Origin of the sequence: Streptomyces sp. CA-243310, from assembly GCF_050936775.1 — a bacterium.
In the GTDB taxonomy this organism is placed as follows: Bacteria; Actinomycetota; Actinomycetes; order Streptomycetales; family Streptomycetaceae; genus Streptomyces.
Genome location: NZ_JBNJMF010000003.1, coordinates 849,136 through 862,191, shown reverse-complemented (window position 1 = coordinate 862,191; position 13,056 = coordinate 849,136). Strand labels below are relative to the sequence as shown.

The following is a 13,056-nucleotide window of genomic DNA, read 5'->3' as shown; positions in this document are numbered from 1 at the left end:
CGCAACCGGGCATCGCGTGGCGGAGGGTGGCCGCATCCCGTGGGGGATGCGCCACCCTCGTGGTGGGCTCCGCGCTGGAAGACGCGGGATGCCCGGTCCCTGTTTCGTGGTGCAGCCACAACGCCAGGGAGGCCCCGGAGTGTGTCCGGAACCGGCGCCCTCAGAGGGTGGCATCGCGACTACCGCCTATGCAACGCCGACCTGGCCGAAATTGAATCAACACTTCGGCTTTACAGAGCCTGAGCAGCGTGTTTGGTTCCGCTTCCGTTTCGTCCGGCCATGAGTTCGCCCCCCTGGGGGTCTCCTCGCCAGTTCGATCACGAATCAACTCTCCCCGCAGAAGGGGAACGGATTGTGATCGCGGGATTACTGGTGAGAAGATCCGACCGGTCTGGAGGTCAGGGTCTGGAAGCCCTGCCGGACCTGTTTGGTGCAGCCCATCAGTCGCGCATCCCTCCGCAGAGGCGCGACTGGTGCTGATCGACAACCAAGGGAAGTCCTCATGCGCAACATCCCCCCGGCTGGATACCCGCAACCCGGCAGCCGCCCGCTCACCGGCGGAGAAATCCTCATCGTCGTCATCATCATGATCCTCGCGACCGTCCTCACCGTCGCCGGCCTGCCCGTGTTCGGCATCATCGAACTGCTCGGCGGAACCGCAGCCGTCATCCTGCACCTGCTGCGCCCCACCGAGGGCGGATGCAGCTCGACAAGCCGGTAGGGGTGGCGCATCGTCATGGGACGGCGTGAGAACGCCGTTGCCGCCGACACCCGCCAGATGGAAGCGCTGGCGCTGTGGCTTCGTGCCCAGCGCCGGCGCGCGGCGCTCACCTACGCGGCAATGGCCCAGCACATCAACTACGACTTCACCGCCTCGATGCTCTCCCGCGCGGCCGGCGGAAAGACCGTGCCCACGTGGCAGGTTGTCGAGGCCTTCGCCCGCGCCTGCCAGGGGGATGCGGCCGAGGGGCGACGCCTGTGGAAGGCCGCCCGCGCCGCCGAACACACCCGCCGCAGGCGAGCGGGAGAGTTCGAGGACCTGGCCGACAAAGTCGTCCAGGTCTACTCCCACCCCAAGGTCATCGAGACCGTGGGAGAACTACGCCGCGCGATGGTCCACCTCAGGGCACGCGACGGCCAGCCCTCCCTCGCCCAACTGCAACAGCGAGCCGGCCAGAACCAGGACGGCAGACACCGGCTGCCCAAGAGCAGCCTCGGCGCCGTCCTGCGCGGCGACGCCGTTCCCACCCGCGGCCACGTCGTCGCCTTCGCACACGCCCTGGGGATGTCCCGCCGCAAGACAGAGGAGTGGGGCAAGGCCTGGGACCGCATCATCGGGGAGGCGGGGGCCGAAGCCCCCGCCTTGCCGCGACAACGCACCGACCGACACCTGGGCACGGGCTCGGACCTGCCAGGTGTCATCGGACCGACCCCCACCGGCCGCGGACACCCGCGCACACAGCACCAGGCCTTCACCGACTTCATCAACTTCTACGTCGTCGCCACGACGGAGAAGAGCGACATCGTGCCCGTCTACCACAGCACCCCCCCACACCCCCTGAACCGCCTCCCCGATTCATGCGCGGCCCCCTCCCACCCCTGCCACCCGCCGGCCGCACCGGGTCCGGACTTCCGATACGCGCCCCCCGCCGCTACACCCCCCTCATCACCCCCGCCCGTCGAGGATTCCCCACCACCTGACAACGCGCCCTGACGCCTCGACAGGGGGCCTTTGTACGCGTCGAAGAGCAGCAGGGATTGGCCGGGTGCGCGGATTCGGACTGCTCTTCGGTTTTCTTGATTCTGTGCGAAGAATCGTGCAGAACGGCTGTTACGGACTGTGCTGCTCCGGTTAGGTGATGGGGTGATCAAGTGCGCCTGGTGGTGCGCCGGTGCGCGGTGATCGACTGTGCCGTGCGCGGGCCGGGTGGGTGTAGCGGTCAGTGAATGTCAGGGCCACGATCACATGGTGTACGTGTAGTGCGCAGGCGTGTGTGACGGAAATGTCCGGGGTGGGTAACCGGCCTCGTCGTGGGCTGTTGTCGGCCACGTGTCGGGTCGAGAGTTTGGGTCCTCGGCCCACCGACGGGCCGGGCACCCGCACCGGTACTGAACATTGGGGCCGCCGTAGTGCCTGATTGGACCTCCAGCGCCTCGGTTAAAAGCACGGCTACTTGCGCGTTGCCGAGACGAGTAGCCGCAGGTCAGGAACCTGTCCGTGCGACACGAGGTTTGCGGCGCACCAGTTGAGCGGAAGAGACGCATGTCTCACTTACCGGAAACGCCCATAAGCTGACACATCGACACCCGCCGGTGGGTGTCGCGGAGTCCCGCTTTGAGTGAAACGTCAATGCCGTGTACGGAACACCGCTGGCCGGAGCGCTGCGGCCCCCGGCAAGAGGTCGATCCCGTACGTCGCCCCGCCCACCTCGAAGACGCGGACGGGGCGACAGGCCGCGTTCCACGGCCGGGACTTGTGAGCTTGTGGAAATGGGTACTGCCCTGCCGGGTCGGGCGGTACGTCGTGAGGCGGACCGACCCAGCCCGGCGCCCCTTCAAGAAGCGGACAGGCCCAGTCCACCCCCAGCACGGCCAAGCGCTCGCGCTGCTCGGCACTCAGCCCGTCGCGCCGGCTGCGGGTATTGGACAGCCACCCCCCCCAGTCGGACCGCCGTCCCGTCCGGCAGTACCTCGGTGTGGGCCCGGGGGACGACGACGCGTCCCTCTCGGGCGGCGTACTGGGCGGGGGCCTCGACGCCCCGGTCGAACGCGTTGCCCGTGGACCGGCGCGGTCGGGCCGGCTCGACGGGTCGGGGGGCGGCGGTGACGCCGAGGGCGGCCAGGCGCTCGCGCTGCTCGACGCTCAGCCGTTCCCAGTCCCGGCGTTGGGTGGCCAGCCATTGGCCGACGTCGTCACCGTGGACCGTCACGCCGGGCATCACGGCGTCCAGCGCCGTCCCGGCCTCCACGAGGCCGCGCAGGGCGGCGTGGCGGCGCTGCCAGTCGATCGGCCACGCCGGCCGCCAATCCGGGTCGATCGCGGCGAGCGCCTTGGCGCGGTCGGACTCCTTGTCGTAGCCGGCCTTTCGGGCGTTGGCGAGCCACTGACCGACGGGCTTCTCCAGCATGGTCGCGGTGACGGGAGCTGCGAGGGTGCCGGTCAGGGCGTGGTAGGCGCGGGCCGCGCCGAGGTTCTCTTCCCACGCGGCGTCGGCGGGGTCCCAGACGATCCCGAGGGCGTCGAGGTCGGCGGCCCGCTCGGCGAGCATCGAGCCGGCGCGCAGGGTGCGGCGCTGGTCGGACAGCCACCTGCCGAGCGGATACGGTTGACGGTCAAGGACGGTGGACTCGGCATGCTTGCCGGTATTCAGCTCTATACGAAGAGCCGGGATGTGGCCTTCTTCCAGGCCGATCCGGACGGGCCGCCCTCTCTGGTACTCAGGAGGGTGGCCGCGCCGTAGGTCCGTCCGCGCCGGGTCCGGTGCTTGGTGGCAGCACGCTTGACGACGACTGGCGGTGCCGTGGTGGCCGGGGTCAGCTTGTCTTGATGCTCTCGATGAGAACGCGGTGGTCGGAGTGGGGGGTTGTGGTGACGGTGCACCAGTTCTTGGGGAGGCTGGTGAAGATGTAGTCGATCTTCGCGCCGGATGCGTGGGTGGGGCGGGTCGTGCCGGTGGCGTTGTTCTGGTCGCATTCCTCGTATCCGGGGGCCCCCGCGGCGTTCGGGTAGAGGCCGGCGGGCCATACCCAGGCGGTGGTGTTGTCGGGGTCGTGTGGGGGCAGCGCGTTGAAGTCGCCGCCGAAGACGACGCGGGGGTGGCCGTTGACGACGGCTTTGATCTCGGCGAGTTGGTCGTCGCGGTAGTCCCAGTCGGGATGGTCGGGGTTCACACCCCGCCTGGAGGCGTGGACGCTGCACAGGCGTGTGTTCGACGCCGTCGCCGTCGCGCATTGGAAGGGTGACTGGAGTCCGGTGGTCGGCTGGGTGAGGGGGTAGGTGTTGGCGTCACTGATCTGGCCCTTGACGACGATGGCCGTGCCGATGCGGTCGGCGCGTCCGGTGTCCTCTCCGCAGCGGCTGTTCGACTTCTTCCCCTCCTGTGACCACTGGTAGGGCGCGAACGTCTTGTTCCAGCCTGTACCGAGGCGGCTCATGAGGAGGGTGAGGTCGTCTTCGCAGACCTCTTGGAGAAGAGCGGCCTCCACGCGATTGACCGCGACCTGGCGGGTGATCACGCCGACCTTGTCCTCGGGCGTCCCGGTCCCCGAACAGTTCCACGTCGCCCTCTGGGGGCCGCACATGTTCCACGACAGGACTTGAAGGCTCGGGGGGAAGTCCTCGACCGCGTAGGGCATGGTGTTCTCACCGTCGGCCGTTTCTGCGGACTGGGTGGCGTAGGCGCTCGCGCCGACACCCATGAAGGCGAGCGCGGCGAGCGCGGCGAGCGCGGCGAGGGTTTTGCGGGCGCGGTGGATCACACGTACTCCTTGAAGCGGGCGACTGGTGAAGGGGGGAAAGGGATGCGACCCGGCCCGCCCTCTGTACTGGGGCGGGCCGGGTCGCATCATGCGGTGTCTTCGCCTCCCCGTTGACTTTGATGCGTCGGCGCGGGGGAACGGGTGGGTTTCGATCGAGACTGCGGGTTACGCCAACCGTCCTTGACCTCGACCGATCCGGTTTGCGATCTGCGGACGTCGCAATCGCAGCTGCCGTGCTGCGTCCGTCGGCTGCCAGCTCCGCACGAAGGCCGTGCGGAGCTGGCAGCGTCTGGGTTGCTCAGGGGATGCGGGGGCCAGCCGCTGGGCCGGGGTGTTTGGTTGTGGCTGGATCAGCCGTTCCAGGTGGCGGTGATGGCGAGCTGGCTGGGGCCGCCGGGCAGGCCCTGGAGAGCGACGGTGACGGGGTTGTCCCAGGTGCGGTCGGTGTGGCGGATGGTGTGGAGGAGCTTGTTGTCGTTGGTGGTGACGGCCAGCTGTACCTCGCCGTTGACGTGGGTGGCCGCGACGGACTTGGCGGTCACGGTGCCCAGGACGGACTTGAGGTCACCGAAGGGTGCCCATTGGCCGTTGGCGCTGCGGATGGTGTGGTACTGGCGGGTGCCGTTGTCTGTGGCGATGACGAAGTGGGCGTCGTCGTTGCCGGTGGCGGCGCTGATGGAGGTGATGGGTCCCACGGGGCCAGCCTGACCGGTGACGTCGCCCCAGGTGCCCCAGGTGTCGTTGGCCTTGCGGACACTGTGGAAGGGCTTGCCGTTGCTGACGATGACGGCTTCGAGTTCGCCGCGGACGCCGGTGATGGCGGCGGCGGTGATGTTGGTGCGGCCGCCTGAGACGTCACGGAAGGGCGTCCAGTTGCCGTCCTGCTTGCGGACGGTGTGCAGTGCCTTCCCGTCGGCGATGGCCATGACGTGGAGGTCCCAGCCGATGTTGGCGGTGGTGACACCGGTCAGGTTGCCGAGTTCACCGGCGACGGTGAACACGTCCCCGAAGGGGGTCCAGGTGCCGTCCTGCTTGCGGACGGTGTGGAACAGCCGTGCGTTGTTGCTCATCGCGACGACGTGGGTGTCACCGTTCATGCCCGTGGCCCCCGAGGCGCGAATCCCACCGAGGGAGGAGGCCTTGCCCTGCACGTCCTGGAAACCGGTCCAGGAGCCGTCGTTGAGGCGCGTGGCCTGGTAGAGGCTGCTGCCGGACTGAACCAGAGCCTGGGTCTTCCAGCCGGGCGCCTTGGCGCGGATCTCGTCGATCCACCCCCCGAGGTTGTCGGTGCGGGCGGCGATGGCACCGGTGCGGGCTTCGGTGGGGTCGGTGCCGAGGCAGCCGCCTTGCCAGGAGCGGCTGCTGACGCCGACGAGTTCGCCGGCAGCGTTCAGGAGGGGGCCGCCGGTGTCGCCCTTGCACAGGGTGTCGGTGCCCTTGCCGGTGAGGGCCAAGGATGTGGCGTCGGTGGTGTCGAGGGTGAACTTGCCAGTGTGGAGCTTGTCAGGGACCCACGCGGTCTTGGTACGCCCGAACCCGGCCGCGGTCAGTTCCGCGCCGGTCGGAGTGACGGAACCGGCCCGCTTGACGCCCTGGATGCCGCTGGAGGGGCTCGCCAGGCGAGCGAGGACGACGTCACGGTCACCACGAGGTGTGAGCTCGGCCACGTCGACGGTCTTGCCGTCACTCAGGGTCGCGGTGCTCTTCAGTGCCGGCGGGCCCGCCGGGACCGTTACACCGGGGGTGGCGGCGAAGCAGCTCGCGGCGGTCAGGACCCAGGAGGCATCGACCAACGTGCCGCTACAGGCACGGCTGTTGGCTTCGTCGCCCACGTTCAGCCTCACGGTGTAGGCGTGCTGACCGTCAGCCCCGGGGGTACCGCTGACGGCCTGAGCCGACCCGGCAGACAGGAGACTGAGTCCGACGACGAGGCTGGTGGTTATCCACGCGGGGCGTGGTCGCTGAGCAGACATGGGTCTTCCTTGAGAATGATGAGGAACGGCTGATGCGGTGGTGCGTCGCGGCGTGGAGAGGTCCAGTCTGTGGCGTTACCCGGTGATGCGGAGCTCGACCAGGATGGACGGCTTGTTGCCGGTGGTGCCGTCACCCTCACCGACGGGCTTGACGCTGTTCTTGGGAACCTCGACGGTGGTCGTCTTACCCTCGGCAGTCAGCTTGGCCTGGACGGCGTTGCTCTCGGTCCAGATGCCGAAGGCGCTGGGGATCTCCACGGTGAGGTAGCCGTTCGCGCCCAAGGCGTCGAAGCAGTAGTTGCGGCCGCCCGAGACGCGGGTCTCGACCATGACATCCCAAGGCTGTGCGCAGTCGACCAAGACCAGTTGGCCATTGCCTCGATCGACCTTGATGCCCTGCTGCTGCTCGATCTGGGCGGCGCCGGGGTAGGCGAAGTCCTCGACTGCATAGGGCATGGCCTGAGGATCGCTGGCAGCCGCAGTGGCGACGGTGATGGGCTGGGCCACGGCGAGCGCTGCGGCCCCGGCGCCAACGATGCCCAGTATCAAGGCAGTTCTGAGCAGGGCCCGACGGGCGCGGATTATCACAGGTGTTGTTCCTCGTGAGAGTGGACCCGACCGAAATCGGCTGGGTAAGGGGGAAGTAAAGTGCTGCGCGAATCTACCAGTACGATCTTGCTTCGCGGCCCAGGGGGCGTCGCTCCAGCGAAGCGGCGGCCTTGTCAACTGACTTAGACCATGCGGCAGTCCGCTCTGCAGACTTGCCGCCACCTGCAAAGACAGTCGATCTTCACTGTCGCTCTGGACCGTCATCGGGGCACTCCTGGCCGCTGTCGTAGACGGCCAACGTGAACGCGATCGTTTCACCGCACCGTAGTGCTGTTCGAAACAATGAATGTAAAGGGCATGTGTATGAGAATGGTTCTGCGCCAAACTGGCGCAAGGCGACCAAAACCCGGTGGAGCGTGGATGGGCCGGGCGCGCGCGGCGACAGCGTTGACACTGCCACTGGCCCTCCTGACGGGCCTGGTCACCGCGTCGTCTGCGGCGGCCGAGGACGACGGCGAACTGCCGGCGCTGACACCTCGGGCTCAGGTCGTGGAGTTGTGGAGCGTAGGCGGCCCCGGAGTCAAGGCCGCAGCCGAGGCCGCACTGACCGGCAACGATGAGGACATCAGCCGCCTTCTGGGCATGGAGGAGACGCTGAGGGCGCTAGACGACCGAGTCGATGCCTTCGGCATCCTCAGCGTCGGCGGCACGGGGGTTAGGGAAGCGGCCCGCACCGCCTTGGCGGCGAACAACCCCGAAACCGTCCGCACGTTCCTGCTTCAGGGTTGGCAGGCGCCGCTCGCGCAGGACCGGCGGGTCGAGGCGCTCTCCATCATGAGCACCAGCGGCCCCGGCGTGTACGAGGCTGGCAAGAAGGCGCTTGAGGGAACCCCGGACGAGGTCCGCACGTTCTTGGAGGACACGCAACACGCCGCCCGCCATACGGACAACCGTGTGACGGTGATGTCCGTGTTGAGCACCGGCGGTCCCAACGTCCAGGCCGCAGCCAAGATCGCGCTCAAGGGCACCCCAGAAGACGTCCAGGAATTCTTGGACTTCGGGCAGTACGTCGCCCGCAACCGCGACCAGGAACACTCGACCGTTACCCAACTTGCCCAGCAGGCCAAGGAGGCTGGCGCGCAGGCGGAGCGGTCCACGAAGCTGGCGGAGGAGAGCTCGAAGAGCGCGGTCGAGCACGCGAAGGAGGCCCGGGAAGCCGCGCAACGCGCGGCAAAGGAGACCGAGGCCGCGCGTAACGATTCCCTCAAGGCCGCGAGCGCGGCGGCGACGGCTGCCGAGGCCGCGCGCCAGGCAGCCAAGGCGGCCCAAACGGCCATCAGCTCAGCCAAGGCGGCGAACCTCGCGGCCCGAATCGCGGCCAGCGCGGCCTCGCAGGCTTCTGCGGCGGCGATCGGCGCGTCCAACGCCGCGACCCGTGCCTACGGTGCGGCCCAGGACGCCTGGGGCAACGAGGGCAAGGCCTCCGACGCGCGCAAGTTCGCCGACGAGGCGGATCGTGCCGCCGCCGCGGCCGAAATGTCAGCTGAGGCCCTCCGCCGCGCCACCGACGCTTCCAACGCATCGGAGAATGCCGCCAAAGCAGCCTACGGGGCTGCAGGGAACGCCCTGGAAGCGGCAGACGCCGCAGACGATGCGGATGACTTCGCCGCAGCCGCCGGCGTGAATTCCCACGAGGCACGACAGGCAGCCGATCAGGCCCGACGCCACGCCAACGAGGCCAAGCGCGCGGCCGATTCCGCCGCTTCCCTGGCCCGCAGGGCCAGGGAAGCGGCGCAGAAGGCGGGTAAGGCCGCCGAGTCCGCCGCGATCCATGCGCGGAATGCCGCCACGGAGGCACGCCGCGCCGCAGATCACGCTGGACAGGCCGCACAAGCGGCAGCCGAGTCGACGAAACACGCTGCCGACGCCAAGACGGCGGCCGACACGGCGACGAACGCAGTGAACCAGGCCACCGAGGCCCACCAGATCGTCCTGGCCACCGAAGTCGAGGACCGCGCCGGCCGCACCGCCGAGGCCATCGAGGTAGCCAAGGACTTCAAGCAGAAGACCGATGCGCTACAGATCACCGCCAACCAGATGATCGACAACCGGGGCAAGGTCGACGCGGAGGCCGCCCGTTTGAGTCTGGAAGCGGCCAAGGCGGACGTCGATGTCAAGGAGCTCGCTGGCGCGGGCCGCAAGCTCGCCCTGGCCACGGCACAGTCCCGCGGCCCCTGGGCCAAGCAGGCCGCGCTGGAAGTGCTGGGTGGCAGCGACGAGGAAGTCCGCGACTACCTGAGGACCAGATGGAAGCGCGCTTCGCAGGATGACGACCGCACTCTGGTCGAGGGTCTCACCGACTCCAATCAGCCCGAAGCCGTCCGCACCGCGGCCATCACGGCCCTCACCAAGAGCCCCGAGCAGATCCACGAGTTCCTGCGCGTCGGTCAGTTTGAGGCCGCCCGCACCGACAACCGTGTGAAGGTCCTGCAGGTTATGTCGCTCGGCGGGGCGACTGTCAAGGAGGCTGGCAAATCGGCGCTGGAGAAGGACACCGCAGAATCGCTCCTGGGCTTCCTTAACCGGGGACAGTACGAAGCCAGGGCCACCGACGACCGAGTCCTCGCCATGAGTCTGCTGAGCACCAGTGGACCCGAGGTCAAGGCCGAAGCTCAAATCGCCCTGTCCGGCACCCCTGCACTCGTCCACGACTTCGTGCAGGAGGGCCGCTTCACCGCCCAGTACAAGGACGACCTGGCTAACACCCACAACAAGGAGATCGAACGCCTGATCTCGGATGCAGCAGGCGTCGCGTCCATCGCTCAGAGCAACGCCTTCAAGGCTGCCCAGGCTGCGGCCGTGGCCAACTCCCAGGAACAGGCCGCGCGGGAAGCTGCGACAGCCGCCCAGAAGTCTGCCGATTCCGCCGCCGGTTTCGCGCAGTCAGCCAAGGCCTCGGCCCAGGCAGCTGCCAACTCTGCAATCAAGGCCGATGCCTCGGCCAAGGCGGCACGCGGCGCGGCAGACGCTGCGGCACGCGATGCCGTCAACGCCGAGATATCCGCCCAGCTCGCCGCGCAGTCCTTCTCCTGGGCACAGGGCTCGGCCGCGATGGCCAACAAATACGCTGACGACGCCTACAAGGCGGCCATATCGGCCGGAGAGCAGGCGACGGCGGCCGATGCCGCCAAGAAGCGAGCGTATGACTCCTACCTCACGCTCTACCGACGGGAGTACGAGGCCCGTCTCGGGGCTGAGGAGGAGCGTCTCCGAAAGGAGGCAGAGAAGGCCAAAAAAGCCAACACCATGCAGTGCGACCCCAAGTACGCCACTTCGTGCGCAATCTATGCAGGGATGCACGACAAGCAGGTCTCCTATGACGCCTACCGCGAGGGAGTACTCGTCGGCTTCGGTATCAGGGACGGCATCGACTGCTACAACACCCTGAACATAAAGACCTGCGCAATGGCGGTTGTGGCGTTTGCTCCGTTGCCGGTGGGGAAGGCTGCGAGCTTCTTCGGGAAGGCTCTCCGCACCGGCCTCTTGGCCAGCGACAGGGGCGCCGCCGCTCTTACCTGGGGCAGCAATTCGGTCGAGTGGCTGGCCGTCAGTGCGCGCAGCGCTCGCCCCAGGGCGGTTTGGATCAACCCCAAGAACGGCGACGATGCTATCAAGCATGTTAACAGCCGCCACCGTTCGGGAGGGGCGGAGAATAAGCTTGATCCCGATGCCGGGGTGTTCGAGGGGAAGTATGTCAAGGGCGACAACAAGCTCATGGCTGCGATCCAGAAGACGATCGACGAAGGTAAGGCATCGCCGAATACCGGCGGCCGCCCGGGGATTGTCTACGAACTCAATCACTTTAGGGATCTCGGAAAAATGGGTGCGAAGTATGGAAATCGCACAGCGACCGGGATTAGAGTGGTGCTGGACGAGGTGACCGGGTTCGTAGTGACGGCACACCCGATCTAGTTAGACCGTGCCGGGTGCGGCGATTTTCCGCACCCGGCCGTCAGAGCGAGGTGCAAATAAGTGGTCTCAATCGCCTTCATTCCCAACGATAAAAGCGAAATCCCGGACACTTGTCGCAACAGATTTGATCTGTCCAACGAAGAGGAAATTGACCTCAGATACAAGTATTTCAACTGCTGGGTGACCTTCTCGGCAGGTGACGTCACGCTCCTTGAACGATCTTATGTCCCTCTCCTAGATTTCATGCTAGCCCTGGCCTGGGCGATCCGTGAAGTCCGGACTGGAGGTTCGTCTTCCATCACCTTCACCGAGCACTCAGGCGAGATTAGAATCTCGTTGAGTGGCGACCATCTCAGACTCGAAGGCATGGGTGGCGCTGCGGCGCAGTGTCTGATTGGCGAGTTCGTTCGGTCTTCGCTCGATTTCGCGACCGACGGGATAGGATACCTCCTTTCCAAGTATCCTTCCCTTGAATTCAACCCGTCCGTGCAGCGCCTTCGTGGTGAGATGGATGAATGGCGGCAGCCGGGATGAGCGGCGACGGCACAGAGGGCCCTGCCGGAGCAATTGCGAGGCTATCGCTCATGAGGCATCCTTCTAATCGAACACAGGGAATGTAGGGCTCACAGTCAGGTCGATCTGAGTTAAGGTCGAGTATTCCTGTGAAGAACCGCAGACAGGTGAGAAGCGGCAGTGGTCCGCTTATTCGCGGAACTTATGCCGCTTCCACCCTCCACCCGACCGGCGGGTTACCCCGCCGGTCGAGCATGCCGTCCGCGCGCACTTCGCCCCGTTCCCTGAACAGTGAGTGGGTCGAGATCCGCAACACCACCCGCCAGGCCGTCAACCTGCGTGGTTGGACGCTGGGGAACTCCGATGGCAACCGGTACCGCTTCAACGACGTCCGCATCGGCGGCCGTGCCACCATCCGGATCCACACCGGGTCCGGCCGCGACTCCCGCACCGATCTGTTCCAGGGCAAGCGTGACCACGTCTGGGACAACCGCTCCGACACCGCCACCCTGCGCGACGACCGTAACCGGACGGCGGACACCGAGTCCTGGGGCCGCCGCCGCTGACCAGGCTCTCGGCTGGCCGCCTGTGAACGGGCGGCGGCCGGGGCCGTGACGACCGTGTGCCGGGTGGCCCGCCAGCCTCCCGGCACACACCTGCTTCCGCCTTCCGCGCGCGTTGAGCCGTGACTCCGGTTGAGGGCGTCGGGGCGGTGGGGTTCGAGGACGGGCTTCGTGGTCGACGGTGAACGTGGCTGGGCCCCGACCTGGGGGAGTAGGTCGGGGCCCAGCGGCGCAACGGGTATGCCGTGCGCGGGGGTTAGAAGTCATCTCATTTGGCCCTCGCGGGTAGGCTGTCGGTCATGGTGGGGATCGTTGAGCGGCTGGTGCCGGATGAGTTGTGGGAGTTGTTTCAGCGGGTGGTTCCGGAGGCGCCGTCGCGGCCTCAAGGTGGAGGGCGGCGCAGACACGGTGACCGGGAGGTGCTTGCCGCGATCGTGTTCGTGGCCACGTCGGGTTGTACCTGGCAGCAGCTGCCAGCGGCCTCCTTCGGACCGTCCGGGGCGACAGCCCACCGCCGCTTCTCGGAGTGGAGCAAGGCCCGGGTGTGGGCGAAGCTTCACCGCCTGGTCCTCGACGAACTCGGCGTCCGCGGCGAGCTGGACTGGTCCCGCTGCGCGATCGACTCGGTGAACATGAGGGCCTTGAAAAGGGGGGCCTGACAGGTCCGAATCCTGTCGACAGGGGCAAGTTCGGGTCGAAGATCCATTTGCTCACTGAGCGGACCGGTCTGCCCCTTTCCGTCGGAATCTCGGGCGCGAATCTGCACGACAGTCAGGCCCTCGAACCCCTCGTCCGCGGCCTACCGCCCATCCGATCCCGCCGCGGCCGCCGACGGCGCAAGCCCGCCGAGCTCCACGCGGACAAGGGCTACGACTACGCCCACCTGCGGAAATGGTTACGCGAACGCGGCATCAAGCACCGCATCGCCCGCCGAGGCTTCGAGTCCTCACAGCGGCTCGGTCGCCACAGATGGGTCGTCGCCAGTGTGACAAGCGGAGATGGTGTTG

The 13,056-nt window shown here is 67.3% G+C and carries 9 protein-coding genes and 1 pseudogene; 6 read left to right on the top strand and 4 right to left on the bottom strand.

Features of this window, described 5'->3' with window-relative positions:
• The first annotated feature begins 502 nt into the window (after positions 1-502).
• Positions 503-721 carry a hypothetical protein gene (locus ACQEVM_RS37080; protein ID WP_433086848.1) on the top strand — a complete coding sequence of 73 codons (219 nt, stop codon included), beginning with the start codon at positions 503-505 and terminating at the stop codon, positions 719-721.
• 15 nt (positions 722-736) lie between these two features.
• Positions 737-1,714, top strand: coding sequence for a helix-turn-helix domain-containing protein (locus ACQEVM_RS37075; RefSeq protein ID WP_433086846.1), 978 nt, complete (start codon positions 737-739; stop codon positions 1,712-1,714).
• A gap of 841 nt (positions 1,715-2,555) precedes the next feature.
• Here ACQEVM_RS37075 and ACQEVM_RS37070 read toward each other — a convergent pair.
• The 4 genes from ACQEVM_RS37070 to ACQEVM_RS37055 all read right to left on the bottom strand — a co-directional run bounded on the left by ACQEVM_RS37070 (position 2,556) and on the right by ACQEVM_RS37055 (position 6,908).
• Positions 2,556-3,269, bottom strand: a complete 714-nt coding sequence (locus tag ACQEVM_RS37070) for a helicase associated domain-containing protein (RefSeq protein WP_433086844.1) — start codon at positions 3,267-3,269, stop codon at positions 2,556-2,558.
• Between the two features lie 265 nt (positions 3,270-3,534).
• A complete protein-coding gene (locus tag ACQEVM_RS37065) occupies positions 3,535-4,479 on the bottom strand; it encodes an endonuclease/exonuclease/phosphatase family protein (protein WP_433086842.1) in 945 nt (314 codons plus the stop codon).
• A gap of 350 nt (positions 4,480-4,829) precedes the next feature.
• Positions 4,830-6,452 (bottom strand): S1 family peptidase, encoded by a 1,623-nt coding sequence (locus tag ACQEVM_RS37060; protein WP_433086840.1) that lies wholly within the window; start codon positions 6,450-6,452, stop codon positions 4,830-4,832.
• A 75-nt stretch (positions 6,453-6,527) separates the two neighbouring features.
• A complete protein-coding gene (locus ACQEVM_RS37055; RefSeq protein ID WP_433086838.1) occupies positions 6,528-6,908 on the bottom strand; it encodes a hypothetical protein in 381 nt (126 codons plus the stop codon).
• A gap of 513 nt (positions 6,909-7,421) precedes the next feature.
• On the opposite strand from ACQEVM_RS37055, the gene ACQEVM_RS37050 reads away from it, so the two are divergent.
• The 4 genes and pseudogenes from ACQEVM_RS37050 to ACQEVM_RS37035 all read left to right on the top strand — a co-directional run.
• Positions 7,422-10,973 (top strand): ALF repeat-containing protein, encoded by a 3,552-nt coding sequence (locus tag ACQEVM_RS37050; protein ID WP_433086836.1) that lies wholly within the window; start codon positions 7,422-7,424, stop codon positions 10,971-10,973.
• 60 nt (positions 10,974-11,033) lie between these two features.
• A complete protein-coding gene (locus tag ACQEVM_RS37045) occupies positions 11,034-11,507 on the top strand; it encodes a hypothetical protein (protein WP_433086834.1) in 474 nt (157 codons plus the stop codon).
• A 233-nt stretch (positions 11,508-11,740) separates the two neighbouring features.
• Positions 11,741-12,052, top strand: coding sequence for a lamin tail domain-containing protein (locus tag ACQEVM_RS37040; protein ID WP_433086832.1), 312 nt, complete (start codon positions 11,741-11,743; stop codon positions 12,050-12,052).
• 296 nt (positions 12,053-12,348) lie between these two features.
• A pseudogene (locus ACQEVM_RS37035) lies at positions 12,349-13,043 on the top strand (IS5 family transposase); the annotation flags it as partial.
• Between the last annotated feature and the right edge of the window lie 13 nt (positions 13,044-13,056).